This is a genomic window from Paenibacillus sp. FSL H7-0716 (assembly GCF_038002705.1).
GTDB lineage: Bacteria > Bacillota > Bacilli > Paenibacillales > Paenibacillaceae > Paenibacillus_AQ > Paenibacillus_AQ odorifer.
In genome coordinates this window covers 290,812-316,153 of the sequence record NZ_JBBODA010000003.1, presented here as the reverse complement: position 1 = coordinate 316,153, position 25,342 = coordinate 290,812, and the positions used below count along the sequence as shown (strand labels likewise).

Sequence of the window (25,342 nt, the reverse complement as noted above, 5' to 3'; positions counted from 1 at the left end):
GGTGAAGGGAGGAGGAGTAATTATGGTTTTGGATAATCGGTATGGTGCGTTTATAGATCCTGAACTTACGGTTGAGAGTTTAGGTAGCGGGATATTGGATGGACTGACCTTTGCAGTAAAAGATGTATTCGCTGTAGCTGGACACAGCTCTTCTGCAGGTAATCCTGATTGGCTGCATAGCCACCATCCGTCCACGGCAAATGCGGTGGCTGTACATCGTTTATTGTTGTCGGGTGCTACACTTCGTGGTGCTGCCCATACGGATGAGCTGATGTATAGTCTGGGTGGTGAGAACCATCATTATGGAACGCCAGTTAATCCGCGTGCTGTAGGTCGTATCCCGGGCGGATCTTCAAGTGGTTCGGCAGTAGCGGTAGCTTCTGGTAGTGTTGATTTTGCGCTCGGTACGGACACCGGTGGCTCAATTCGAGTGCCGTCCTCCTATTGCGGAGTATATGGCTTTCGACCAACGCATGGCGCTGTGGATTTTCAAGGTGTTATTCCATTATCTCCGGCTTTTGATACCGTTGGCTGGATGTCAGATCGTTTGGATGTGCTCCAGAAGGTAGGGGAAGTGTTGCTTGTGGCTGGGAGTATATCTGTGAAGACGGCGAAGAAAATAGAAAGTAGTATAGAGGAAACTGTAGGGAAGAGCATGGAGAAGAATGTAATGAAAAATTTAGAGAACAACCTAGAGGGAGACATGGTGAAGACTGATGAAAATAATTTAGAAATGAGCCAGAATGAAAGTTTAGAAACGATTTTGGAGAAGCGTATTGAGAACAGTACGGAGGAAATTTTAGAGATTGGTTCGGAGAACAAGGCGAAAAAGAAAATAGAAGACAAAACCAAAATGGGTACTGTATTTGTTGATACTGACTGTTGGGCTTTGGTTAATCTGGAGGATGCAGCTATTTTATCGGAGGGATTAAGGTGTTTGCGATCCGGGGCAGATCATCTCATAGAGATAGAGATTGCTTTGGAGGGGTTAAAGGTCTGGATGGATGTTTTTAGAGAATTGCAGGGGAATGAAATTTGGGAAACTCATGGCGTTTGGATTGAGAACAAGAAACCAGTTTTTGGACCTGATATTGCAGCGCGATTCTCGTGGGCTGCTAGTTTGGCGGAAGAGGATCATAGTGTTGCGAAATGTAAGCAAAAAGAGATTTCTAATCAGTTGCGCTTGCTGCTAGGGGAGAACAATTGTCTTGTGATTCCGACAGTTCCGGGACCAGCGCCGCTGCGTGGAGGGGATTTGCGCCAATTGGAGGAGAATCGTAGTGGTGCGATGATGTTGAGTTGCATAGCAGGGTTGGCGGGTTTGCCTCAGGTAACAATACCTATGCTCTCCACAAGTGGATTGCCACTGGGATTATCCGTTATTGCCGGACATGGTCAGGATCTCCGGTTACTCTCTTGGGTGAATGAAGTGTGGCAGCAGTCCCGAGATGTGGGTGCAGTGGTCTTGAAAAAGCGATACTAAACAGATCGTAGCTACTGACAACATAGCTTGATACTTTTCTAGTTACTGTTAACCGGTACTCCTCAATACCCTCTTGGAATACACTCTTGGATTATACTTTTGGAATACACTCTAGGAATATACTCTTGGAGTACATTCTAAGTACATTCTAAGTACATTCTAAATACACTCTAACGCCACACTCACTTATTCGTTCACAAATTAACGGAATACACATGTGATTCCCTCCTGCTCTTAGTTTTATTGATACCGGGGAGCCTAGTGGAGTTGCTTTTAATACTAAATTAGTTGGAGTTCGGCTCAATAGTGGGGCAGTAGTGTGAAATAGATAAATTCAGCGCTCGATTATGTTGTAAAACCAGTGGAATTGAGTGAATACGTCGCTGGAGAGAAAAGAACGGTATAAATCCCGCAGAAGTCGTGGAAATGGCTCAAGTAGCTAAAAGGAACGGTATAAATCCCGTAGAATCTAGGAAAGTGGCTCAAGTAGCTAAAAAGAACGGTATAAATCCCGCAGAAGTCGTGGAATTGGCTCAAGTAGCTAAAAAGAACGGTATAAATCCCGTAGAAGTCGTGGAATTGGCTCAAGTAGCTAAAAAGAACGGTATAAATCCCGTAGAATCTAGGAAAGTGGCTCAAGTAGCTAAAAAGAACGGTATAAATCCCGCAGAAGTCGGGGGAAATGGCTCAAGTAACTAAAAAGAACGGTATAAATCCCGCAGAAGTCGTGGAATTGGCTCAAGTAGCTAAAAAGAACGGTATAAATCCCGCAGAATCTAGGAAATTGGCTCAAGTAGCTAAAAAGAACGGTATAAATCCCGCAGAAGTCGGGGGAAATGGCTCAAGTAACTAAAAGAACGGAATAAATCCCGCAGAATCTAGGAAAGTGGCTCAAGTAGCTAAAAAGAACGGTATAAATCCCGTAGAATGTGGCGTAGACGCCTATGTAGCCAAAAAGAAGGGCCAAAGTGCCTCGCACCTCGGAAAAACTGGCCAAACAGCCAAAAAGAAGGGCAAAAAAGCCCTCCACCTCTACCGGCAGCAGTGGATTTATAAGAGCTTGTACCTCCGCCACAGCTATAGTGGGGTGATATTATCTCTGCTCGTAAGGATCTCCTACACAGCTCAATTCCCCGTTTTGCAACGCTGGTGTGCCTGCGACTTCGATCCGATGGCCCATTCGAATGGCCCGAGAATACCCTCCCATCAACTCCCATGTAGAACCCGTAAAAACTTGTTTTACTTGAAAGCCCTCCCTCAATACCTCCTACTATTTTCCAATCCCTTTATACAGTTCACACGAACGATATAAGCTAAAGTTCAATAATTCATCATTCATCATTCATAATTCATAATTCCTCATTCATAATTCATATTTCATAATTCATAATTCCTCATTCATAATTCATAATTCCTCATTCATAATTCATAATTCATAATTCATAATTCATAATTCATGTTCACTGTATGTTATGTTTAATAACACGTTAATCATGAAATTTTAACTTTCCTCTATTCAACACGGTTCATTTTAATTATAATGTTACATAAAATAACATTATAAATCAGAAATGGTTCTATTGATCCTAATAAGGAGGGGTGGCATGCATCTTACGGTTGAAGAAGCGTTGTCCATTTATCCTTTGTCCGAGGCGAAGCTTATCGCTGGGTCTAAAGGGAAACATCGAATTGTGAAGTCAATTAATGTGATGGATGCCCCCGATATCTCGGATTGGATCAAAGAAGGCGAGATGCTGCTAACGACAGCCTATTTGATAAAGGACAATATGGAGGAAGCCTCTGCCTTGCTGCAGACTTTGAATCGCCGGGGTTCTTCAGCCTTGGGCATTAAGCTGGGTCGGTTTTGGGATGAAGTACCAGAGCAACTGGTCGCAGAAGCGGAGAGTCTTAACTTCCCTCTAATCCAGCTGCCGTTCGAGTTTACTTTTTCGGATCAGATGAATGGTCTGTTTCGCGCCGAGCTTAGCCGCAGCACTCACGTTCTGCAGAACATTATGGAGAAGCAGAAAAAGCTGATGCAATTCGCCTTAAGACCTGTCCGCAGCCGTCCATTGTTTGATTCGGTGTCTGAAGTGATTGGCCATTCACTTGTGGTGGTTAGCGCACGGGGGGATGTGATCTACAACAACTCTGAATACCATCCTTCACAGCTGCTGGAGGGGTGGCCATGGCAGAAACGGAATCAGCGCTTTCGTGTGGGAGATCATGTGAGCTACCGTACGCCACTTTTGCAAGGAGAGAAGTGCTCCGGATATCTATTGTTTTGTGCCATCGACCCTTTATTGCTCCCAATGGAAGAAAGTTTGTTCGTTCAGGGAGCTGAACTTATTTCCTATCATATTCATTCAGGATACGAAGATTATTTTGAACAGGCAGAACACAGGGAGTTTAGCGGATTGCTGAGACGTTGTTTGAGCGGTAATTTATCTTACACAGATTTGGCGCAGGCTGCTGTCGACTTGGAGATTGAGCTGCTTCAATCACCATTTTGTCTCTTATTGACCGATACAGCTGCGACTGGGGAAGAACGTCAAGGGGAGCTGCTCAGACTAAAAGAAGAATATCTTGAACATCCCGGGCTGCGGGAAGTAAAGGGAATTCATGTGATCATAGATCAAGGGCTTTTGTCTATATATCCGGGAGATCGTCAGCGTCCTGAACAATTTCGGGATTTAATCCAGGTTTGTTTTGACAACATGAAGTTTGATAAGGGATATTATCCGCGAGCTGCGATAAGCAGTTGTAAAGCGAAGCCGGAGGGGCTGAAGGAGGCTTTTGCGGAGGTAAAGGATTGTATGGGAATGCTTCAGGGCGGGGGAGTAAAAGGGAATGTTGTGCATTACCGGCAGCTTGAGCTTAACCTGCTGCTCGGGCAAATTCCGGCAGAGGTTATGGAGAAATATTGTAATGGAAGTCTTAGAGGGTTGCTTAGCCGAGAACCGGAGTATGTCAGGGAAATGCTGCGGACACTGGAAGTTTATCTAGAAAACGATGGTCATGTTAATGAGACGGCTAAGAAACTGTTTATTCATCGAAACACGGCTACCTACCGGATCGAGAAGCTTAGTGAGCTGCTGGACGTCGATTTTAAAAAAATAAATGATCTAATGAGGTTGAAGTTAGTATTCATGTTTCGGAGGATGCTCGGACGGGACTAAGTTCTAAGTTCTAAGTTCTGGGTTGAAATGCAAACACGGAGGAGGGGAACCTCGTGAATACACATGAGATCGCAATGCATATTCAAACCCATCAGGCGCCTGCGGTGCTGGCAACGCTGATAGAGGTGGAGGGACACTCGTATCGTAAACCCGGAGCGGTGATGTTGTTTTTTGAAGAAGGTACGATTGGGAGCCTGAGTCCAGGTTGTCTGGAAAACGATCTGCAGCTGCGAACTTCTGAGATCTGGGAACGAGGGCTGCCCGAAATTGTGGAATACAACATGCTGTCTCCGGATGATCTGTCCTGGGGTGAGGTTGTCGGCTGTGGAGGCAAAATCAAAGTAGTGCTAGAACCCGTGCAGGGTCAGCTCTACAAGCTTTTAGTGCAGGCGAGTGACAGATTGGCTAGGGGAGAGAAGTTAATTCTGTTCCGCGAAGCAGTGGAGAAAGGTTTTGCCTATAAGCTGGAGCTGGATCCAGACCTTGTACTGCCGCAGAGCAAGAAACATCCGAAATTATCCCACTCGGCAAAAGAAAGCCTGGCGGCAGGTCGCTTTATGGCCGCTCCAGCAGAATTGACAGCATTTCATACGTCTTTCGTGCCTAAACCGCGGCTTGTGATTTTTGGAGGGGGACGTGATGTGGTTCCGATTGCGGAACTTGCTGACAGAGTTGGCTTTCGGGTAGCGGTTGCGGATTGGCGCGAAGGAAGCTTGCACAATAAGTTTCCTCGAGCTGAACAAGTAATTTGTTCCCCTATGGAGGTTGTTCAGCGATTGGGCGTAGCTCGGGAGGATTATGTATTAATTTGCAGTCATCAACTTGGGCGGGATAGACAGTTCATGGAGAGTGTGATTCCGCTTGCTCCTCTGTATATAGGGATTATCGGTTCGAAGGCGCGGATATCTCTTTTACTGGAAGGGCTTGAGGCTCCTGCATCTTTGCATGCACCTGTAGGGTTGCCGATTGGAGGAGAAGGTCCGGAGGAGATTGCGGTCAGTATTATAGCGGAAATTATTCAAATTAGAAGGGTGGGCTCACGAGAGCTGCCCAAAGGAGCGGATAGTCTTGAAGGTAGCAGGAATATATTTGGCAGCGGGGCAGAGCAGGCGGATGGGCGTGTCCAAGGTTTCACTGAAATTGTCGCAGGAGGTCTCACTCGGGAGCGTCGCGCTTAGTGAACTGGATCGTTGCAATCTAGAACCGCTAATCGTGGTAGTGCGTGCGGATGATAACTTGGAATGGCTGCCACCCGCGATTGAACCGCAAGCATCCAGACGTACCGAAACTTGCTTGACCGCACATCTAGGATTGTCTTTTTCACTGCGCTGCGGCCTTAATGCGGTATTACCTTTGCAGCCCGATGCAGTAGTTGTTGCGCTTGCGGATCAGCCATTTATTACTACAGCATTAGTGAACCGTCTAATACAAACGTTTGAACAATCTCCGGAGATGGACTATGTCGCTAGCGTCAGCAATGGGTCGGCTATGCCCCCGGCTTTGTTCTCGAAGACGTTGTTTCCAGCTCTACAGGGATTAGATGGAGATCGAGGAGCGGCGGGGATATTGCGTTCACCTGATTATAAGGGGATTGTTCTGGAATCTGAGTCTGCCCATTATTTCATGGACGCAGATACAAAAGAGGATTTTGGTGAGATTCAGGAGCAATGGATTCTGAGAAATGGAAAGTGAAGTAAAGAATAGTCTGGAAGGTAATCTGAAAAGTAATCTGAAACAGTGTTCCTTTTCCACTTCTGGTCATATAATGTGACACGAAACTCGCCATACAAAAACCAATTAGTGCATTACACACAAAAAAAGTTCTGATTCTTATATTCCTATACAAACGTATGTTATATAAATTTACGCCAAGGCCACCTCTAAGTATAGTAGAAGTACATTAATGGTTGCAGCCATGATGAGAGATGATTTGGAGGAGGAGAATTATGAAAAAAAGGGGTCAGTTCATAACATCTTGTCTTGCATTAATGGTTCTAATGACGGTGGCTTTGGTGGGGTGTGGCAGCAATAATAATACTTCTACAAATGCAACGGAGGCACCAGCGACAACTACAGCGGCAACAGAGGCAACTGCAACAACAGAACCGGCTGCAAAGAAACCGACGGTTGCTTTTGTTTATATCGGACCTCCAGGGGATGGCGGCTACACGTACCAACATGATCAAGGACGGCTGTATATGGAGAAGGAGCTTGGGATTAAAGCTGACTTTGTAGAAAATGTCCCTGAAAGTGCTGACGCCGAACGAATCATCACCGAGCTTGCACAATCACACGACATCGTGTTTACAACGAGCTTCGGATATATGGATTTTACATTAAATGTAGCGGGCAAATTCCCCAACGTGAAGTTCCTGCATGCTTCAGGTTACAAAACCGCAGAGAACATGGGAACCTACTTCGGGAAAAACTATCAGGCCAGCTATCTGAGCGGCATAGCGGCAGGAAAAATGACCAAAAACAATCAGCTGGGTTATGTGGGCGCTTTTCCGATCAGCGAAGTGATCTATAACTTGAATGCTTTTACCCTTGGAGCGCAAAGTGTCAATCCTGATGTAAAGGTGAATGTGGTATGGACGAATACATGGTATGACCCGACGACTGAACGTCAAGCGGCAATCAGCTTGCTGGATAAGGGTGCGGATGTGCTTTTGGCCTATCAGGATTCACCTGCAACACTGCAGGCTGCTGCTGAACGAGGGGCTTTTGCCGGGGGAAATGACTCGGATATGAGCAAATACGCTCCGGACAATTATTTGACGAACCCGGTATGGAATTGGGGGCCGTATTACGTAAAAGCTGTGCAGGCAGTTATGGATGGAACCTGGAAGAGCGAGCAATATTCTGGTGATATGGCTGACGGTATGGTGGAGCTGGCTCCTTTCGGGAACAAGATCCCAGATGATGTGAAAAAGCTTGTCGAAGACGCCAAAGCGAAAATTATCAGTGGTGAGCTCGAGGTTTTCACAGGTCCGATCTCAGATAATCAAGGGAATGTGAAGGTTCAGGAGGGTCAGAAGCTGACCTTGGAGGAAGTGCTGGGCATGAACTGGCTCGTAAAAGGTGTGGAAGGAACTATCCCGCAATAATGTTTAAAAATAGGGAATAAAATGTGCACAATCTATGGGTGGGGCGGGTTCCGTTAAGCGGAAACTTCCCCACCCGTACTACAACTTGAAGGAAGGAGGGGTTCAGGCCATGCGGGGAACTTCAGTTGAAATGCGGGGGATTGTGAAAAAATTCGGCTCGGTAACCGCCAGTGATCAAGTCGACTTTTCGGCAAATGCGGGTGAGATTCATGCGTTGCTTGGGGAGAATGGGGCCGGAAAGAGCACGGTGATGAGCATGCTGTCAGGGGTGTATAGAGCAGACGAAGGAGAAATCTTCATTCATGGGAAAGGTACTCAGATCCGTTCTCCTAAAGATGCTGCGCAGCTGGGTGTAGGTATGGTGTTTCAGAACTTTAGGCTGGTGCAAAGCCTCACAGCAGCAGAAAATATCGTGCTTGGCGAAAAGTCGTCTTTCTGGCGCGGCCGTAAGTGGATGAAGAAGAAACACAAGGAGATCGAGGCATTAGCGGAACGGTTTGGACTGAATTTCCCGGTGGATCGCCCGATCTGGCAGTTGTCCGTGGGTGAGCAGCAGCGTGTTGAAATCGTTAAGACGCTGTATCGCGGGGCTGACATTATTATTCTGGATGAACCAACCTCTGTACTGACCCCGGGAGAGGTGGAACAGCTATTTGAAACGCTGCGGGTCATGAAGCAGGCAGGAAAGACGGTCATTATGACTACTCATAAAATGAAAGAGGTTATGGCGTCCTCCGATCGGATTTCCGTCATGCGCAAAGGGAAAATGATCGCCACGCTGACCACGGCAGATACAGATGAACTGGAGCTGGCTCGTCTGATGGTGGGCAAGGAAGTAACCATCACCCGTCAAGAACGGGAAGCCACTGAAGGGGATTCTTTATTAGAAGTGAAAGATGTGGACGTATATGCTGATCACGGGCGAAAAGCACTGGATCACTTCTCTCTGAACGTATGTAAAGGGGAAATTGTAGGCGTAGCTGGGGTAGCTGGTAATGGGCAAAAGGAACTGGCTGAAGTGTTAACAGGTCTTAGAGGCTGGAAAAGTGGTGAAATCACGTTTGATGGAAAGACGGTGAAATCGGCTTCGGTTAGAGGGGCAATTGATTCAGGAATCTCCCACGTGCCGGAGAACCGGATGAAGAGCGGTTTAGCTGGACGCCTCGGATCGGTGGATAATCTTTTGTTTAAGTCTTACCGCTCAGAGGAGCATTCCAAATTTGGGTTCTTGAAGTCCGCGAAGAACCGTTTGTGGTCACAGGAGCTGGTCCAGCGCTTTAACGTCAAAACACCTGAGCTCGAGACGCCAGTACAACAGTTGTCAGGTGGTAATCAGCAGAAGCTGCTCTTTGCACGTGAAATCAGTCATCGGCCGAAGCTGATGGTCGCCGTTCATCCGACACAAGGGCTGGATGTAGGTGCCACGGCTGGTGTTCACGACCTACTTATGGAGCTGCGTGGTTCAGGTAGTGGCGTGTTGTTAATTTCGGAGGATTTAGATGAATTGCTTCAGTTGTCCGACCGGATTCTAGTGATCTATAACGGCTCAATTATTGGTGAGAGTACACATGAGGAAGCGAATCGAGAGAGCATAGGACTACTAATGGCTGGTATTCATAATAGAGAGGAGAGCGCCGTATGAGCCTGGAGAATGGAAGAAATACCGCAGCAGCTGTACTGGAATCCCTCCCCTCCCACTCCGGAAAACGATTCTCTCTACGTTTCGAATACGATGCCAGCCGCATCCGTTCTCCTTGGTGGACACCTATTGTATCTATAATTTTAGCGCTATTGTTGTGTGCCCTATTTATTGCGGCGAATGGTATGAATCCGGTGCTGGTCTATGAAAAAATGTTCCGTGGCGCATTTGGCACTGCGTATGGGCTCACGGAAACGATGGTTAAAGCGATCCCGCTACTCCTATGTGGGCTTGGGATTGCTGTGGCTTACCGCATTTCGGTATGGAATATTGGAGCAGAAGGCCAGCTAACTGTTGGGGCTATGGCGGCCACAGCGGTCACGATTTATTTTCCTGACTTACCTTCATTCTGGTCCCTGAGCTTAATGCTGCTGTTCGGGATTTCCGCGGGTGCGCTTTGGGGACTGCTGACAGCTATTCCGCGGACGTTTTTTGGAGTGAATGAGCTAATCACTTCATTAATGCTGAATTATGTTGCCCTATTGGCGCTCGATTACGTGGTATTCGGACCCTGGAAAGATCCTAAAGGATTTAATTTCCCGGGATCACCTATGTTTACTGCGGCTCAGTCGCTGCCCGTTCTCGGAAGTACAAGATTGCATATTGGATTGTTATTTGCACTTATCGCCGTTGTGATTTATTACTTAATGATTCGTTTTACCAAGTGGGGTTACGAGCTCCGTCTGATTGGGGCCAATCCTGTTGCAGCCAGATACGCGGGGATTCCTATCAAGCGTCATATTATTATCGTCATGCTGATCAGTGGGGGGCTCGCCGGGATCGCTGGCATGGCGGAGGTCTCCGGTGTTACACACAAGCTGATGCAGGGCATTTCACCGGGTTATGGATACACCGCCATTATTGTAGCTTGGCTGGCTAAATTGAATCCACTCGGTCTAATCGTTACTTCTATTCTATTCGGTGGCTTAATTGTTGGCGGATATAGTGTTCAAACCATCGGGCTGCCCTCATCGATATCTGAGATGCTGCAAGGCTCCATCCTGTTTTTCTTGATTGCTGGCGATATGATCTATCGCTTCCGCATTCGCCGTAGCCGGGTTCAGCTGAAAGGGGGGAGATAGGCAATGGATTTTACAACACAGCTACTTATTGCCGCTATTTCCGCAGGGACCCCGCTGCTGCTGGCTACGCTGGGAGGCATTCTAAATGAACGTGCCGGCATTATACAGCTTGGGGCTGAAGGTCTAATGCTGATGGGAGCGGTCACCACTTGTATCGTGTATATTCGCTCCGGAAACCTGCTGCTGGCTCTGCTGGCTACCGTAGCTGTAACGGCTGTACTTGGTTTGCTGCATTCTTTTCTCTGTGTGACCTTGCGGGCGAATCAAACGATGTCCGGTCTTGCGATGACCCTGTTCGGCAGTGGGTTGAGCGCTTATCTTGGTAAACCGATCAGCGGCATTCCTTTGCCGGGAACCTCCCCTAAGCTGCATCTGGTTTGGCTGGAAAATGTACCGTTCATCGGAAAAATATTCGGCAATATGGATTACCTAACCTGGTTCAGCCTGCTGCTAGTGCTTGCTCTGCATTTGCTAATTCACCGCACTTCATGGGGCCTGCATTTGCGGGCAGTCGGAGACAGTCCGGCTACCGCAGATGTGATGGGGATCCGTGTACGGCTTATCCGCTACAGTTATGTGATCACCGGTGCTGCTCTCATCGGCCTGGCCGGAGCGGATATGGTATTGGCCTACGCGCCAACCTGGAATGAAGGGCTGACAGCCGGTCGAGGCTGGATTGCGGTAGGGCTAGTGATTTTTGCCAGATGGAATCCGCTGCGCGCCTTGTTCTGCGCTTACTTTTTTGGGGCATTGGATTCACTTGGCTTCCGTATTCAATTGCTGGGCAGTGCAGTTCCGCCCTATTTTCTCAAAATGATTCCGTACCTTGTGACCATTCTGGTCCTGATGTACCTGGGGTACCGCAATCGCAACAAACCATCCGGCACACCGGAGGCGCTCGGAGTTCCTTATATTCGGGAACAAAGGTTTTAAGGCAGGCTATACGAGAAGGGAAGCGGCAATCTGGTACTCAAAAAGGGAGGCGGAGTGTATGGGAGTTATACGGGAAGAGGAAGGAAGGCTACCTGAAGTAATTCAACCCCGCAGCCTGCACGAAGCTTGGGAGAGAAAAACGGCGTTTGGTGACAGTGCCCGATATGTCGCAGGAGGAACACTGCTGAGAATAGGGTGGGAAAATGGAACGGCTCATATGCCCAAACAACTGATTGATCTTCGGCAAATTACAAATCTCGGCGACATTACCTTAACGGAATTTCACTTATCTCTGGGCGCTCTTGTTCCACTCTCCCAGTGCCGCAGTAATGAGCATTTGCAGGCCGTAGCTCCTGCGCTGCAAGAGGCTGCACGTTGCATAGCGGCTCCGTCGGTGCGTAATCTTGCCACGCTAGGGGGCAATATCGCTTCTGGCTTCGGAGATATTCTACCTGCGTTACTGGTCTATGACGCGGAGTTAATCTCCTTTGACGGCAAATTTATGACTCCTCTACCTTTGATAGAGTGGCTAAACAATCACTGGAGCGGGATAAAACCTGCGGCAGATCTTGTGGCTGAGATTCGCATCTCACCTACTCGCTTAGAGAGTCCGTTAACGGATAGGCTAGAAATTTTTCGTAAGGTTGGCCGCAGGGAAGCGTTCACCCCTTCACTTGTAACGGTAGCAATCTCAGCATCAATCGATGAGGAACACCGTTTCCGTGAGGTGCGTATCGCCGCAGGTGGGGGCTCTGGGCGGCCACAGCGACTAAGTAGGGCGGAAGTTATGCTTGAAGGTGTGAGGTATACAGAGGAGCTGTTGGCTTCTTTATATGAAGGGGTTGAGAACAGCTTTGAGACGTATAGTGATCCCTTTGCAACAGAACTTTACAAGAAAAAGACTGCTGGGAATTTGGTTGTATCTGAGCTGTGGAAGGCTATGAATGTACGGAGTTAAGAGGTGAATAACCCGACGAAAGGAGAGAGGGAAAATGCTGCTGAATAAGGAATCCAGCGGTAGCCGCTGGCGTACACGACCTGATGGAGAGGGCAAGGTATCCGGTAAGCTGCAGTACTTGACCGACATGAGGGCAGAAGGAATGTTGATCGGCCGCGTGCTCCGCAGTGAGCAGGCACATGCTCGTATTTTGTCCATACGCATTGAGAAGGCCATTGAAGTCCCTGGTGTACACGCTGTAATCACTCATGAGGATGTGCCCGGACTTAACGGCTTTGGCATAGCTTTGCCGCATCAACCGGTATTTTGCAGTGACCGTGTGCGTTACACTGGCGATGCGATTGCGGCAGTCGCGGCAGAGACGGACGAAATTGCGGAATACGCCCTATCTCTTATCGAAGTGGATTATGAGCTTCTACCCTTACTCGAGAATCCGGAAGAGGCGATGAAAAAGGACGCAATTCTGCTGCATGCCGAGGGAAACGTGCTTCATCATACGGAATATCGGAAAGGGGATCCGGAAGCGGTATTTACGGATTGCTGCCATGTGGTAGAGGAGACTTACTATACACCACGCCAAATGCACACCTATATGGAGACTGAAGGTGGACTGTTTATCCCAGAGGATAACGGACGGCTTACCGTATATTCAGCTACACAACATGGGTTAATGGATCGCTTGCAGCTATCCAGAATTCTGGCTATTCCTCAAGAAGATATTCGCGTCATCTCGAGTCCTATCGGCGGGTCCTTTGGAGGAAAAGACGAGCTGAATGTACAGCCGTATGGAGCGCTGCTCGCCTTGCGGACACTCCGTCCGGTAAGGCTGCATAATTCGAGAGCTGAATCGGTACGTGCAGGACTAAAACGCCATCCCATGAAAATCACGATGAAGACTGGCTGCGACCCCGAAGGAATCATCAGGGCACATCAGGTCAGCATTATTTCGGATACGGGAGCTTACGCAACACTGGGGGCGGAGGTGCTCAACTTCGCAACAGAACATGTGATGGGCCCCTATATCATCGATCATGTGGATGTGAAGGGTTTTGCTATATATACCAATAACGGTGTATCTGGTGAATTTCGCGGTTTTGGCGGCAATCAGGCGATTTTTGCTTTGGAGGGACAAATCGATCGGTTGGCTGAGCGATTGCAGATCGACCCGTGGGAAATGCGCCGCCGCAATTTGCGTAAATATGGAGATCTGGGGCCACTAGGTCAGGAAATTGCTCAGACCGATGGTGCCTTTCAGGTGTGGGAAGCGCTGGCGGGTTCGCCTCTTATGACTGAGACCGCATCTACAGACAGTGATTCAGGTGTTGTGGAACCTTGGATCGTAACTGGAACGGGTGCTGCTATAGCTATGCATGGTGCAGGACTTGGTTATGGTATTCCCGATCCGGCGGGAGGCAGGCTCTCTTTGACGCTAGAGGGCAAGATTGAGGCGGTGTTTGGTTACGAGGAGTTTGGTCAGGGCTTAATCGCAACAATGGAACAAATGCTGATTGAACAGTTTGGCTTGGCGGCAGAGGATATAAGCATCGTCATTGGCGATACGGATGTTGTGCCCGATAGCGGATCTAGTACGGCTTCCCGATCAACAAGCATGATGTGGATGGCCTTGAAACGGCTGCGTCCAGACTTCACCGCTCGAGTGCTGGAGGCAGCTGCGATGATAAAGCCGGAGCTGGATAGCTATGAAATGAAGCTCGGCCCTGGCGGCATTTGGCTAAAAGACGGCGGTCTGCTTCTGACTTACAAGGACTTGGCACAGCGTATTTCAGAACCCATTGTCTGTAATACAAAGTTTACTTATCCAACGACACCCTTTAAAAGAGTGGGGGCACATTTCCTATACACCTATTCTGCAATCGCAGTCCGCGTGGAAGTTAATCTGCTTACTGGACGTGTCCGTGTACTGGACCAATATCATGCGGTAGCGGCGGGACCGGTGGCTAATCCGCAAGGTTATCTTGGACAGATCGAAGGTGGCAGCAGTATGGCGGTAGGCTTCACCTTGTCAGAGGATGCTGTGATGTCTGGCGGCAGCTATGTCACCAAAAATTTAGACACCTATTTGGTGCCGACCATTGCCGACATGAATGGCAGCATTCAGGTGCAGCCGATAGAGGATTTACCGGATCATGACACGTACGGTCCTCGCGGCATTGGAGAGGTGGGTTCCGTCAATTTAGCTCCGGCAGTCGTGTCAGCCATATTTCAGGCTGTAGGGAAGCGTGTAACCAGGCTGCCCATTGATCCCGAATGGCTGCAGTCTACACCGTTTATTCCACAAAAGGTGGTGAACATCCATGTCGAGCCATAATTCAGATCACAATCTAGATGAAGATAACCTTGACCCCTTATCGTCTGAGGAAGCTTTTGCAGAAGAGAGGTTCACCTTTAATTGCAATCTCAATGGGAAAGCGATATCCACAGAGATTCCACCCTCTCGCCGGCTTTTAAATGTCATACGTGAAGATTTGGAGCTGACCGGCACAAAACGTTCATGTGAGATTGGCCGCTGCGGGGCATGTATGGTGCTGGTGGATGGACGTCCAGTGAATTCATGTCTGGTTATGGCCTATCAATGCTCAGGTGCGGAAATTACAACAATTGAGGGTCTTAGTGAAGTAGGCCTACATCCCGTTCAACAGGCTTTTTTAGAAGAGGGGGGGTTCCAATGCGGTTATTGTACTCCAGGGATGGTTATCTCGGTGGTTGCTCTGCTGGAAGAGAACCCGCATCCTTCTCAGGCTGAAGTGGAAGAAGCTTTATCGGGTAACATTTGTCGCTGTACGGGGTACGGTGGCATTTTACGAGCTGTTAACAAAGCTATTGGAGGTTGAGTGGATGGTCGTTTCTGAAGGCAGGTTTACGTTGGAAGAGATAAATGCCATGAGTATAACGGATTTTGTGAATCATCTAGGCGGCATTTTTGAACATTCACCGTGGGTAGCAGAGGAGGCTTATAAGCAGATTCCGTTCCATTCTTTAGAGCATTTGCATAGCACAATGATGCAGACCGTACTGAGTGCTGACCGGAGCCGAATGGAGGAACTATTAAAAGCTCACCCAGATTTGGCGACTAGGCTTCAAGTTACGGCTTTGTCTGCCTCGGAGCAGCAGGGAGCTGGACTGGATCGGCTAACAACGGAAGAGTTCAATCTATTAAATGATCTGAATCGAAAGTATACGGACAAATTTCATTTCCCTTTTATTCTAGCTGTTCGTGGCAAAAACAAAGATGACATCATCAGCGCCATTGGAGTGCGAGTTGAGCGTTCCCCTCAGGAGGAATGGGTTCAAGCCTTTTCTGAAGTCGGTACAATTACGAGATTTCGCCTAAGTGATTTAATTATTTAATTATTCATTCATTCATTCATCATAAACGGGGAGGGTGTCAGCCATGCTGGAACCAATTAACGGACGTACAATATTTTATGGAAAAAGTGATGTGCTAACTTATCGTACCTATGCTAAACCGCTGGCCGTTACCCCCGTTCCCGAATCTTCCTTCACGGGCTGCGAGAACATTATATTCGCACATAATATTACATTCGCGGTCACGGGCGAAGCGTTTCTTCCTTCTTTTTCAGAGGGGGATAATTCCATGGTTGTTGCTACCGATTCTATGAAAAATTTTATTCTGCGCAATACCGCGGACTACACTGGCAGCACAACGGAGGGGCTACTGCAGCTTCTAAGCAGCCGTTTTCTCGATAAATACGATCATGTCACCGCAGTTTCAGTTTCCGCAGACCGGTTACCTTTTGAACAGGTGATGGTGCCCGGGGTTGAGGGGCTTATACAGAGTCATTTAGTACTGCGTCACTCCAATAATGAATCTTATTCGGCTTCGTTAACTATAAAACGTGGAGAAAATGGGACTGAGGTTATCGCTCATGAATGCCGATTGAAGGATTTACAGCTGATAAAAGTGAGTGGAAGCTCGTTTTATGGATTCGTCCGTGATGAGTACACAACATTGCCGGAGAGCTTTGACCGTCCGCTTTATATTTTTCTGAATATTAACTGGACCTACAGTAATGTTCAGCATGCTCTGGATGGAGATCTAGGCCAATATGTGGCATCGGAGCAGGTTCGCGATATCGCCCATAGCGCTTTTCATGAGCTGAACAGTCCATCAATCCAATCGTTGATTTATCAAATTGGGCTGCGCGTATTGTCCCGTTTTTCACAGCTGGCTACCGTTTCATTTGAGTCCAATAACCGGACTTGGGAAACCATTGTTGAGCCTGAAGAAACTAAAGGTGGAGTCTTCACCGAACCTCGTCCACCCTATGGTTTTCAGGGCTTTTCTGTCAGCCGTGCAGATCTGGCCGGAGAGACAGTGTAATGAGCGGGCGTCTTACCACCCATGTGCTGGATCTGTCGCGGGGGATTCCTGCTACAGGTCTGACGCTTCAGCTCTGGAAGCTTACGGATGGGATGAGCAAGCTTCTGTATGAAGAAGTCACGAACAGTGACGGGAGGCTGGATGCTCCGCTGCTGGAGGGAAACGAAATGGAGGCTGGATGTTACGAGCTGCTGTTTATGGTTGGCGATTACTACCGTAGAGCTGATGCCAAAGCGTCAGCAGCTGGCATAGGAGTAACAGAAAGCTCAGCAGATACTCAACGTGAGATGTCTTTTTTCCTAGAACAAATACCTATTCGCTTTCATATAGAGAGCTCCATGCAACACTACCATGTCCCCTTGCTAGTAGCTCCTGGTGGATATAGTACGTATCGGGGAAGTTAGGAGAAAGTTGACGACCGGAGGAGGTGGCAGCTCATGAAGGAATCCTATGAACTTGTGATTAAGAACGGGAATGTAGTGCTGCCCGATCAGGTACTCAAGCTGGATATTGCAGTATCAGAGGGTAAGATTGTCGCACTTGGAGAGGAACTTTCGCTTGCGCCGCTAACCAAAGTCATCGACGCAGATGGGTTCTATGTGCTCCCCGGTATGATTGATATGCATGTCCACTTTAATGAACCAACGTTTGGACATTGGGAAGGCTTTCGCAGCGGCTCTGCGGCGTTGGCAGCTGGCGGCTGCACAACCTATGCAGATATGCCGCTTAACGGCAATCCACCTACTGTGAACGAGGCTGCACTTCGTCAAAAGGTGGATGCTGCGGCTGGAAACTCTGCCGTTGATTATGTGCTGTGGAGTGGGCTCGTTCCCGGCAATCTGGATGATTTAGAAGTTTTGGCAGCCGCTGGCGTCACTGGGTTTAAAGCCTTTCTCTCCAATCCTGGAGGGGAGGGCGAAGGCAGATTCCGTGAAGTGGATGAGGATACACTCTATCAAGGGATGCAGCGAATCGCTTCTCTGGGCGGGATTCTGGCGCTGCATGCAGAAAGTGAGGCTATCACGGCGGTGTTGACCGCAGATGCAGTGCGAAATGGCAGAACCAGCGCAAGTGATTTTGCCGCTTGCCGCCCTGCTGAAGCAGAGCTGGAGGCAGTGTCCAGGGCGCTGCTGTACAGTGAACGTACGGGCTGCCGGTTGCATTTTGTTCATATCAGCACGGCCGCCGCCATTGAGAAAATCTATGAAGCTAAGCTACGAGGTCTGGACGTTTCGGCCGAAACCTGTCCACATTATCTGGTCCTCACTGAAAATGATATGAAGGCTTTAGGCCCTGTGGCGAAGTGTGCGCCTCCGCTGCGAAGTGCGGTGGAGCAGGAGAAGTTATGGGAGATGCTGGCCCAAGGCAAAATCGATCTGATTGCTTCGGATCATTCCCCCTGTCCAACGGAATTGAAGGTGAAGCCGGACTTGTCCTTTTTTGCAGCTTGGGGTGGGATCTCAGGTGCGCAGAGCAGTCTGGAGCTTATGTTCCATGAAGGTGTGAATGTGCGGGGGTTGGATGTTACGTTAATTTCCAGTCTGCTCGCAGGGCAACCCGCAAAACGTTTTGGAATAGAGCATCGTAAAGGCGCTATAGCCCTAGGTCTAGATGCCGATCTAGTTCTGCTGAATCCAAGCACAACCTATACGCTGACTGCGGAGGATTTATTGTATCGCCACAAGCACAGCCCCTACATCGGAAGAACTTTATCCTGCAAAGTAGTTGCTACGATCTGCCGCGGGAATGTGATCTATACCTCTGAAGAAGGAGTGATCAGTGAGGGAGGTGGACAGTGGCTGCGAATTAGGAAGGAGCAGTACAGCCTATGAATGATTCCAGAGTTCAAGCGTCGACTCCGAAACTGCTGGAGCTGCTGGAGGAGCTGGCGGCATTCAGCACACCTGGGCCAGGAGTTACTAGACTGCTATATACGGAGGAATGGAGCCGGGCGCAGATTTTTTTGCAGGAAAAAATGGCTGGGCTCGGCTTAGAAGTTTCCATAGACAAGGTTGGCAATGTATATGGACGATTGAGTGGATGCAATCCGCAGCAAAAGGTTATTTTAACCGGATCGCATATTGATACTGTAGTCAATGGCGGGAAATATGATGGTGCCTATGGGATCGCTGCGGCTATGATTGCGCTTCAAGATTTGCAGAGGAACTTTGGCCAGCCGCAGCGGACGCTTGAGGTCGTATCTTTTTGTGAAGAAGAGGGGAGCCGATTTCCGCTTGCTTATTGGGGTTCGGGCCATGTCACGGAAAGGTATGACGGAAGCGAGGCCGAGACCTGTATGGATGCAGAGGGAGTGACGTTAAAAGCAGCAATGGCACAATTCAGTTTCTTACAGGACATAACGGAGGAGAAAGCTTCTAAGCGGACCGGAGTCAGAAATGATATTGGTGCTTTTGTAGAACTGCACATCGAGCAGGGGATTATTCTGGAGAAGACGGACACTCAGATAGGCGTAGTTCAGGGGATTGTTGGACAGAGACGATATGTGGTCAAGGTCAGTGGTATTGCTAATCATGCTGGCACGACACCGATGTTTATGCGGCAGGATGCACTGGCTAGTGCGGTTGAAATGCTGTACGTGCTTGAAAGTTCTGCTAAAACGGCTGGTGAACCTCTTGTAGCAACCTCGGGTAAGCTTGAGGTGTTCCCGAATACGCCAAATGTGATCCCGGGTGAGGTTCTTTTTACATTAGATATCCGCCATAGTGAAGAGGACGAACTGGAACGTTTCTGTGAGAAGCTTTTTGCGGAATGTAATGAAATTGCTGTTAAACGTGGGGTGATTCTTGGGGTTACATCCGTGCTCCACACAGTCCCTGCACCTATGGATACGAAGCTATCTGTAATGCTGGAAAATATCTGCCGCCAACAGGGGAAGACGTACCGCATGATGGTAAGTGGAGCGGGACATGACGCCCAGCTCTTTGCGCCGCGTTGCCCTACTGCGATGATATTTGTGCCAAGCCGAGCTGGGATCAGCCATTCTCCGGAAGAGTATACTTCCCCTGAGCAGCTCGTTGCTGGGCTTGAGGTGCTGACTGCGATGTTATATGAGTTAGCTTATTAAAAAGAGTTCGCCGAACTTTTAAGGGAGGATCATCATGAAGCGTTACGAAGATTTGTCGCCGTCCCAACGCTGTATTATGACTCCGGGTCCGGTCGAGGTAGATCCGCGTGTACTGCGGGCGATGTCTTTTCCGGTGCTGGGTCAGTTTGATCCAGAGTTCACCTCTATTATGAATGAAACGATGGAAATGCTGCGGGAGCTGTTTGCTACTCGTAATTCATGGGCTTACCCAATTGATGGTACCTCCCGTTCTGGAATTGAAGCCGTGATGGTTAGTTTGATCCTGCCGGGTGAGCGTGTGCTGATTCCGATCTTTGGCCGCTTCGGACATCTATTGCATGAGATTGCTGAAAGATGTGGCGCTGAGGTGTTCGTGCTGGAAAAGCCATGGGGGAGTGTGTTTGAGCCGGATGAAGTGATAGCAGCTATGGAGACTTTTAAACCACATGTGGTGGCAATGGTTCATGGGGAGACCTCTACAGGACGTGTGCAGCCACTCGCGGAAATCGGTAGAGCTTGCCGCCGGATGGATGCTTTATTCATAGTTGATGCAGTTGCAACCATTGGGGGCATTCCTGTCGAGACAGATGCTTGGATGTTGGATGCCGTCGTTGGCGGTACACAGAAATGCCTGTCCGTCCCTTCCGGAATGGCACCGATAACGTATAATGATCGTGCCGAAGCTAAGCTCATGACCCGAAAACGAGTAGAGCGCGGGATTAGAACAAGTGATGTCCAGCCAGGTGACTTATCTTTTGTCCGCAGCAATTATTTCGATCTCGGCATGCTTCAGGATTACTGGAGTCCACAACGCCTCAATCATCATACAGAGATGACCTCAATGCTTTATGCACTGCGGGAGGGCTTGCGGCTTACCCTTGAAGAAGGGCTGGATGCCAGATTTGCCAGACATATCCTCCATGAAAAAGCACTTGTAGCTGGATTAACAGCTATGGGTTTAGAACTATACGGGGATCCTTCCTGCAAGCTTACTGTTGTTACCTGTGTGCTGATCCCTGAGGGGGTAGATGGGGAAGCTGTCCGTTCGCTGCTGCTGGGGCGGTTCGGAATTGAAATTGCCAGTTCTTTTGGACCGTTAAAGGGAAGGATCTGGCGCATCGGTACGATGGGTTTTAGCTGTCGTGAGAATAACGTGTTGCGGCTGCTTGGAGCGCTGGAAGCCGCATTACAGCGTCATGGATTTAAGGGGCCTTGCGGGTTTGGGGTTCCGGCAGCACTTGACGTATATGAGGCAAAAGTAAGATAATCGTTGGAATAGAGCGGATGGCGGGAGCGTAAAAACAGGGGCCTGTCCGGATGGTTTGGACAATCTTTGGGAATAAGTAAACGGCTATCATCTACAGGGATGATTGAGCCGTTTTTTCTTACAAATACAGACCTGCGCAACTATATTATCCTAGGCTTAATAGTTATGCAATCCTCTATGATTACGGATCTATTCACTACATCAAGACAACACTTGGATACTAACGGGGGAGAGATGAAGATGACAACTTTTACAAGAAAGCCTTTAGCAGATTGTGTACCTGAGCTTGTGGCTACGGCAAGAGGCGATAAACCGGCAACACTGGTAATTACAGGTGGAAAGCTGGTCAACGTATGCTCTGGTGAAATTCTAGAAGGAATGTCTGTTGGTGTTCAAGGTGGACGAATTGCTTATGTTGGTAAAGATGTGACACATATGATTGGCGAAGGAACGCAAGTTATTGATGCGAACGGCAAGTATATAGCTCCGGGATTGCTCGATGGCCACTGCCATATTGAGAGCACCCAGTTAACCGTTACTGAATTTTCCCGCGCTGTTCTGCCGCTTGGCACAACAGGTGGTTTCTTTGATGCGCATGAGATTGCTAATGTATTCGGGCTGAAGGGTATTCAATTGATGCTGGATGAGATGCGGGGTACGCCGTTAGCTGCTTACATGCAGGTGGCTTCTTGTGTGCCTGCGGCAGGTGCGGAATTCGAGACAACGGGAGCTTCTATTGGACCAGAAGAAGTGGCAGAAGCCTTTACTTGGGGACCCGATGTGATTGCGCTGGGTGAAGTGATGAACTTTCCTGGCGTTGTTTACGGCGATGAGAAAATGCTTGGAGAGATTCAAGCTACGCTGCGGGCAGGCAGATTTGTTGACGGTCATTTCACATGGCCTTCCAGCGACTGGAGACTGCCAGTGTATGCTGCGGCAGGGGTAACTGGTGATCATGAGTGTGTTACAGCAGACGATGTGATTGAGCGCGTTCGACTGGGGATGTATGCCAAAATGCGCCGGGGTTCCGCTTGGCATGATGTGGCTAAAACAATTACGGCCCATACAGAACACGGCATAGATACACGCCGAATGATGCTGGTAACGGATGATCGTAGTTCGGAATCCTTACGAGATGAAGGGCATATGAATTTCGTCCTGCGTGATGCTATTGCTCAAGGTGTTAAGCCTATAATGGCTATCCAAATGGCTACCATTAATACTGCTGAACGCTTTGGTTTAGCGCGGGATATCGGATCTATTACTCCGGGTTCTTTTGCAGATATCATCCTTTTAGACGGGAATTTGGCGGATATTAATGTAGTGCTGACAATTGCCGCAGGTGTAGTAGTTGCGGAGAACGGAGTAATGACGGCAGAGCTTGCTAAATTCACTTATCCAGAGGAAGTGTTGGCTTCGGTTCATTTGCCACAGCGTCCTACCGCCGAAGATTTTATTATCGCGGCTCCAATTGAAACAGGTGAACTTACTACAAGAGTTATTAAAGTAAGAGAAAATCATGTGGAGACCATTGAACGTATAGTTTCGGTACCTGTAGTGGCAGGGCAGCTGGATGTAAATGCTGTAGAGGGTCTGTGTAAAATCGCTGTGCTCGAACGGCATAAAGGAACAGGAAATAAATCAGTGGCTGTTGTGGAAGGCATCGGTTTTAAAGAACCGGCTGCTATCGCAATGACTGTTGCTCATGATAGTCATAATGTACTCGTCATCGGCAATGATAATGAGTTAATGGCTAAAGCTGCGAACGCGGTGGCGGACGCTCAGGGTGGGGTTTGCATGATCACAGCCAGTGGAGAAACGTTATTCCCGTTGGCCATTGCAGGCCTAATGTCTACAGAGCCATTTGAAATTGCTGCTGAGAAATCAGCTGCGATCAGCAAAGCGTTGTATGATGCCGGCTGTACTTTGAATTACGCGTTTATGACTTTATCGCTGCTTGCTCTGGCGGTTATCCCAACGTTACGTATCACCGATAAAGGACTCGTGCGGATTTCACCTGAGGGAATACAGTTAGTGCCATTGTTTGTTTAAGTAAATTAACTGAAGTATAATCCTAATGCAAAAAACTGTTCTGAGGTTGTAATGACCATTCAGAACAGTTTTTTTTGTTTAAATATAAGAAAGCAAAAGCTTCACATGTTGCGTAATCTTTATACATCTTATTGTAATGAACAATAATATTAAACAGATTTTTAGAGAATGAAACATTTTTCTGAGCGAAATCCTAAAAAAATATAAATAAAGCATAGTCAGGTGACGATAATAATGTTAAATTAGATAAAATTAAAGTGAATTAATGGAGTTAATTTTACACTAATGGCATATAAAGAATTATAGATAATGGCAGGTTTCGAATAACCCAACTAAGAGGGACGAGGTGCATGAGAGATGATCAGACTAGAAACGCAAGATATTTTGAATATTAGCATGAAGCAAATTGCTACTATTTTTAAGATGAAGCCGCTTGAACTGAGATTTGTTACCGATTTTCAGGGTGAGAAATATCTCTTAACTAATGATAAGTTACACCTCAACAACCAGCAATATTGGGCAAAGGTTATGGAATGTGTCTTTGATGATCATGTTAGACCTGTGTTAATGTGTGAGGTATTATATTTCCTTCGTAATGAATTTCTGGAAAGTGACATTAAGTTATGTTTTTCTTATGATTACGCAGAGGATGGGAATGGCGCAGCTACAGCTACGGCTGAAGTATCCTTTAATGACTCAGCAGATTTACAGCCGAGTGAGATTGCCGAGCTGATTGATTTTGCGTTGACCTTGCAGGACAAGCAGTGGTTCCATGAACTGACTACGAAATATAAGCAGCTTACAGCATAAGTATCCTTTCGATTCTTCAGGCTTAACAATTGATATAGCTAACCGTCTTGTCTGCAACAGAAATGATCTGTGGACAAGACGGTTTTTTTGATTTACCATCCTTGGGCATTTTTTTCTACATGTTCAGCCAAAAAATCAAGCCAATCCTCATGGTCATTCAAACAGGGGATTGCCATAAATTCCTCTGCTTGTCCTCCACCAGCCTCGAATTGTTCTCGTCCTTCTATGGCTAGCTCATGCAGCGTTTCCAGACAATCGGTCACAAGACCCGGTGAAAAAATCAGAGGTTTACGTATTCCTCGTCCGGCAAGCTCTCCCAGAACATCCGCAGTAGAGGGTCCTACCCATTCTTCTCGTCCGAAACGTGATTGAAAACTAAGCTGCCAGTGTTCGGGCTCCCAATTCATAGCAGAAGCAAGAAGACGCGCAGTTTCCATACATTGCTGCGGGTAAGGATCACCGGTATCCGCATACCGTTTGGGAATCCCATGGAAGGTCAGTACAAAATAATCAGGTTCTTTGCTCAGAATCTCCATTTGACGCAGTAGGTGTGACTTCAAAGCTGAAATATAACCGGGCTCATTATAGTAGGCATCAATAAATCTTAGAGCCGGAATCAGACGTTTAGTTACAGGACCAGTGGAGCTTTGGCGACCTAAGGCTGCAAAGCTGGCCTGATCGAATACGGATGCGGTAGTCGTGGACGAATATTGCGGAAACAGCGGCACAATGATAATTCGGGTAACTCCGGCGGTGTCGAATTTCGCCATCGCTTGCTCCATGCTGGGTTCGCTATAAGCCAATCCAAGCTCTACCTGATACCGCGGGCCAAGCAGTTCTTGTAATCCAGATTGCTGAGCTAAAGAGTGAAAGAGCAATGGTGATCCTTCGGTTGTCCATATTTGACTGTACAGCTCAGCGGACCGGCGTGGACGTGAACGCAGAATGACACCTCGCAGCAAAGGCTGCCACAGCAGAGGAGAATAATCTATGATTCGGCGATCTGATAAAAAACGTTTCAGATAAGGCCGTACAGCTTTTGCAGTTGGTGCAGTAGGGGTGCCGATTTGGGCGATTATAACTCCAATAGGTGGCTGTTTGCTCAAAGCACAGAACTCCTTTCCCATATAAGAGATCGTTCTAAAATAGCATAGCTGGCCTTGAATGCACAGTTATTGAGATCACTTTGCGCGTATAAATTAAATTTAATCGCAAATAGTGATGTTTCTTATAGGGTGTGTGATTTTCGATACAGAAGAACCTCAGAAAGGTCTGGTAGTATCAAACCAGAAATTGATGGAAAACGGGTGTAAGTGTTTTTATA

23 protein-coding genes are annotated in these 25,342 nt (G+C 47.9%); 21 read left to right on the top strand and 2 right to left on the bottom strand.

Annotated elements, in window-relative coordinates; translation table 11 throughout:
- Window positions 1–22 precede the first annotated feature (22 nt).
- From MHH60_RS06085 to MHH60_RS06075, 3 genes are all read left to right on the top strand, one after another.
- The gene (locus MHH60_RS06085) at window positions 23–1,483 is read left to right on the top strand and encodes an amidase family protein (protein WP_081389043.1); all 1,461 of its coding nucleotides are present in this window, start codon (window positions 23–25) and stop codon (window positions 1,481–1,483) included.
- Window positions 1,484–1,909: 426 nt separating this feature from the next.
- Window positions 1,910–2,182: a hypothetical protein gene (locus MHH60_RS06080; RefSeq protein ID WP_341161120.1), complete on the top strand. Its 273-nt coding sequence runs from the start codon at window positions 1,910–1,912 to the stop codon at window positions 2,180–2,182.
- Complete coding sequence (locus tag MHH60_RS06075; protein WP_341161119.1) at window positions 2,166–2,336, top strand: hypothetical protein; 171 nt, start codon at window positions 2,166–2,168, stop codon at window positions 2,334–2,336. Before MHH60_RS06080 ends, MHH60_RS06075 begins: the two co-directional genes overlap by 17 nt.
- A gap of 240 nt (window positions 2,337–2,576) precedes the next feature.
- Here the strand turns inward: MHH60_RS06075 and MHH60_RS06070 are convergent, their stop codons facing one another.
- Complete coding sequence (locus MHH60_RS06070; RefSeq protein ID WP_306082141.1) at window positions 2,577–2,744, bottom strand: hypothetical protein; 168 nt, start codon at window positions 2,742–2,744, stop codon at window positions 2,577–2,579.
- A gap of 343 nt (window positions 2,745–3,087) precedes the next feature.
- Here MHH60_RS06070 and MHH60_RS06065 point away from each other — a divergent pair, with 343 nt between their 5' ends.
- From MHH60_RS06065 to MHH60_RS05980, 18 genes are all read left to right on the top strand, one after another.
- Window positions 3,088–4,662 carry a PucR family transcriptional regulator gene (locus MHH60_RS06065; protein WP_076136233.1) on the top strand — a complete coding sequence of 525 codons (1,575 nt, stop codon included), beginning with the start codon at window positions 3,088–3,090 and terminating at the stop codon, window positions 4,660–4,662.
- Between the two features lie 53 nt (window positions 4,663–4,715).
- Window positions 4,716–5,840: an XdhC family protein gene (locus MHH60_RS06060; protein WP_076136235.1), complete on the top strand. Its 1,125-nt coding sequence runs from the start codon at window positions 4,716–4,718 to the stop codon at window positions 5,838–5,840.
- Window positions 5,782–6,354: an NTP transferase domain-containing protein gene (locus MHH60_RS06055; RefSeq protein ID WP_162164265.1), complete on the top strand. Its 573-nt coding sequence runs from the start codon at window positions 5,782–5,784 to the stop codon at window positions 6,352–6,354. Before MHH60_RS06060 ends, MHH60_RS06055 begins: the two co-directional genes overlap by 59 nt.
- Before the next feature lie 254 nt (window positions 6,355–6,608).
- Window positions 6,609–7,769 (top strand): BMP family ABC transporter substrate-binding protein, encoded by a 1,161-nt coding sequence (locus tag MHH60_RS06050; RefSeq protein ID WP_036680038.1) that lies wholly within the window; start codon window positions 6,609–6,611, stop codon window positions 7,767–7,769.
- Window positions 7,770–7,878: 109 nt separating this feature from the next.
- Complete coding sequence (locus MHH60_RS06045; protein ID WP_076136237.1) at window positions 7,879–9,411, top strand: ABC transporter ATP-binding protein; 1,533 nt, start codon at window positions 7,879–7,881, stop codon at window positions 9,409–9,411.
- Window positions 9,408–10,550 (top strand): ABC transporter permease, encoded by a 1,143-nt coding sequence (locus MHH60_RS06040; protein ID WP_076136239.1) that lies wholly within the window; start codon window positions 9,408–9,410, stop codon window positions 10,548–10,550. The genes MHH60_RS06045 and MHH60_RS06040 overlap by 4 nt, the downstream gene beginning before the upstream one ends.
- 3 nt (window positions 10,551–10,553) lie before the next feature.
- On the top strand, window positions 10,554–11,483 hold the full coding sequence (locus MHH60_RS06035) for an ABC transporter permease (RefSeq protein ID WP_076136241.1): 930 nt from the start codon (window positions 10,554–10,556) through the stop codon (window positions 11,481–11,483).
- 58 nt (window positions 11,484–11,541) lie between these two features.
- Entirely contained in the window at window positions 11,542–12,441 is a 900-nt protein-coding gene (locus MHH60_RS06030) for an FAD binding domain-containing protein (protein ID WP_076136243.1), read from the top strand.
- 34 nt (window positions 12,442–12,475) lie between these two features.
- Entirely contained in the window at window positions 12,476–14,770 is a 2,295-nt protein-coding gene (gene pucD / locus MHH60_RS06025; protein ID WP_076136245.1) for a xanthine dehydrogenase subunit D, read from the top strand.
- Entirely contained in the window at window positions 14,757–15,293 is a 537-nt protein-coding gene (locus MHH60_RS06020) for a (2Fe-2S)-binding protein (RefSeq protein ID WP_081389044.1), read from the top strand. Before pucD ends, MHH60_RS06020 begins: the two co-directional genes overlap by 14 nt.
- Before the next feature lie 4 nt (window positions 15,294–15,297).
- Window positions 15,298–15,810: a 2-oxo-4-hydroxy-4-carboxy-5-ureidoimidazoline decarboxylase gene (uraD, locus tag MHH60_RS06015; RefSeq protein ID WP_076136247.1), complete on the top strand. Its 513-nt coding sequence runs from the start codon at window positions 15,298–15,300 to the stop codon at window positions 15,808–15,810.
- 43 nt (window positions 15,811–15,853) lie between these two features.
- Window positions 15,854–16,804, top strand: a complete 951-nt coding sequence (gene pucL / locus MHH60_RS06010) for a factor-independent urate hydroxylase (protein ID WP_076136249.1) — start codon at window positions 15,854–15,856, stop codon at window positions 16,802–16,804.
- The gene (gene uraH / locus MHH60_RS06005) at window positions 16,804–17,208 is read left to right on the top strand and encodes a hydroxyisourate hydrolase (RefSeq protein WP_076136251.1); all 405 of its coding nucleotides are present in this window, start codon (window positions 16,804–16,806) and stop codon (window positions 17,206–17,208) included. Before pucL ends, uraH begins: the two co-directional genes overlap by 1 nt.
- A 33-nt stretch (window positions 17,209–17,241) precedes the next feature.
- A complete protein-coding gene (locus MHH60_RS06000) occupies window positions 17,242–18,636 on the top strand; it encodes an allantoinase (protein ID WP_076136252.1) in 1,395 nt (464 codons plus the stop codon).
- A complete protein-coding gene (locus MHH60_RS05995) occupies window positions 18,633–19,889 on the top strand; it encodes a M20 family metallo-hydrolase (RefSeq protein WP_076136254.1) in 1,257 nt (418 codons plus the stop codon). The genes MHH60_RS06000 and MHH60_RS05995 overlap by 4 nt, the downstream gene beginning before the upstream one ends.
- Before the next feature lie 34 nt (window positions 19,890–19,923).
- Window positions 19,924–21,156, top strand: coding sequence for a pyridoxal-phosphate-dependent aminotransferase family protein (locus tag MHH60_RS05990; RefSeq protein WP_076136256.1), 1,233 nt, complete (start codon window positions 19,924–19,926; stop codon window positions 21,154–21,156).
- A gap of 234 nt (window positions 21,157–21,390) precedes the next feature.
- A complete protein-coding gene (ade, locus tag MHH60_RS05985) occupies window positions 21,391–23,208 on the top strand; it encodes an adenine deaminase (RefSeq protein WP_076136342.1) in 1,818 nt (605 codons plus the stop codon).
- Window positions 23,209–23,565: 357 nt separating this feature from the next.
- Complete coding sequence (locus tag MHH60_RS05980; RefSeq protein ID WP_076125508.1) at window positions 23,566–24,018, top strand: IDEAL domain-containing protein; 453 nt, start codon at window positions 23,566–23,568, stop codon at window positions 24,016–24,018.
- Window positions 24,019–24,110: 92 nt separating this feature from the next.
- Here the strand turns inward: MHH60_RS05980 and hemH are convergent, their stop codons facing one another.
- Window positions 24,111–25,124 (bottom strand): ferrochelatase, encoded by a 1,014-nt coding sequence (gene hemH, locus MHH60_RS05975; RefSeq protein ID WP_179088915.1) that lies wholly within the window; start codon window positions 25,122–25,124, stop codon window positions 24,111–24,113.
- Window positions 25,125–25,342 lie beyond the last annotated feature (218 nt).

What these genes read in the sequence shown, in the direction of transcription:
- MHH60_RS06080 (WP_341161120.1), top strand. Translation starts at nt 1,910, where the DNA reads ATGGCTCAAGTAGCTAAAAGGAACGGTATAAATCCCGTAGAATCTAGG.
- MHH60_RS06045 (WP_076136237.1), top strand. Translation starts at nt 7,879, where the DNA reads ATGCGGGGAACTTCAGTTGAAATGCGGGGGATTGTGAAAAAATTCGGC.
- uraD (WP_076136247.1), top strand. Translation starts at nt 15,298, where the DNA reads ATGGTCGTTTCTGAAGGCAGGTTTACGTTGGAAGAGATAAATGCCATG.
- MHH60_RS06065 (WP_076136233.1), top strand. Translation starts at nt 3,088, where the DNA reads ATGCATCTTACGGTTGAAGAAGCGTTGTCCATTTATCCTTTGTCCGAG.
- MHH60_RS06075 (WP_341161119.1), top strand. Translation starts at nt 2,166, where the DNA reads ATGGCTCAAGTAACTAAAAAGAACGGTATAAATCCCGCAGAAGTCGTG.
- MHH60_RS05990 (WP_076136256.1), top strand. Translation starts at nt 19,924, where the DNA reads ATGAAGCGTTACGAAGATTTGTCGCCGTCCCAACGCTGTATTATGACT.
- MHH60_RS05995 (WP_076136254.1), top strand. Translation starts at nt 18,633, where the DNA reads ATGAATGATTCCAGAGTTCAAGCGTCGACTCCGAAACTGCTGGAGCTG.
- uraH (WP_076136251.1), top strand. Translation starts at nt 16,804, where the DNA reads ATGAGCGGGCGTCTTACCACCCATGTGCTGGATCTGTCGCGGGGGATT.
- ade (WP_076136342.1), top strand. Translation starts at nt 21,391, where the DNA reads ATGAAGATGACAACTTTTACAAGAAAGCCTTTAGCAGATTGTGTACCT.
- pucD (WP_076136245.1), top strand. Translation starts at nt 12,476, where the DNA reads ATGCTGCTGAATAAGGAATCCAGCGGTAGCCGCTGGCGTACACGACCT.
- MHH60_RS06040 (WP_076136239.1), top strand. Translation starts at nt 9,408, where the DNA reads ATGAGCCTGGAGAATGGAAGAAATACCGCAGCAGCTGTACTGGAATCC.
- MHH60_RS05980 (WP_076125508.1), top strand. Translation starts at nt 23,566, where the DNA reads ATGATCAGACTAGAAACGCAAGATATTTTGAATATTAGCATGAAGCAA.
- MHH60_RS06000 (WP_076136252.1), top strand. Translation starts at nt 17,242, where the DNA reads ATGAAGGAATCCTATGAACTTGTGATTAAGAACGGGAATGTAGTGCTG.
- MHH60_RS06035 (WP_076136241.1), top strand. Translation starts at nt 10,554, where the DNA reads ATGGATTTTACAACACAGCTACTTATTGCCGCTATTTCCGCAGGGACC.
- MHH60_RS06020 (WP_081389044.1), top strand. Translation starts at nt 14,757, where the DNA reads ATGTCGAGCCATAATTCAGATCACAATCTAGATGAAGATAACCTTGAC.
- MHH60_RS06085 (WP_081389043.1), top strand. Translation starts at nt 23, where the DNA reads ATGGTTTTGGATAATCGGTATGGTGCGTTTATAGATCCTGAACTTACG.
- pucL (WP_076136249.1), top strand. Translation starts at nt 15,854, where the DNA reads ATGCTGGAACCAATTAACGGACGTACAATATTTTATGGAAAAAGTGAT.
- MHH60_RS06050 (WP_036680038.1), top strand. Translation starts at nt 6,609, where the DNA reads ATGAAAAAAAGGGGTCAGTTCATAACATCTTGTCTTGCATTAATGGTT.
- MHH60_RS06030 (WP_076136243.1), top strand. Translation starts at nt 11,542, where the DNA reads ATGGGAGTTATACGGGAAGAGGAAGGAAGGCTACCTGAAGTAATTCAA.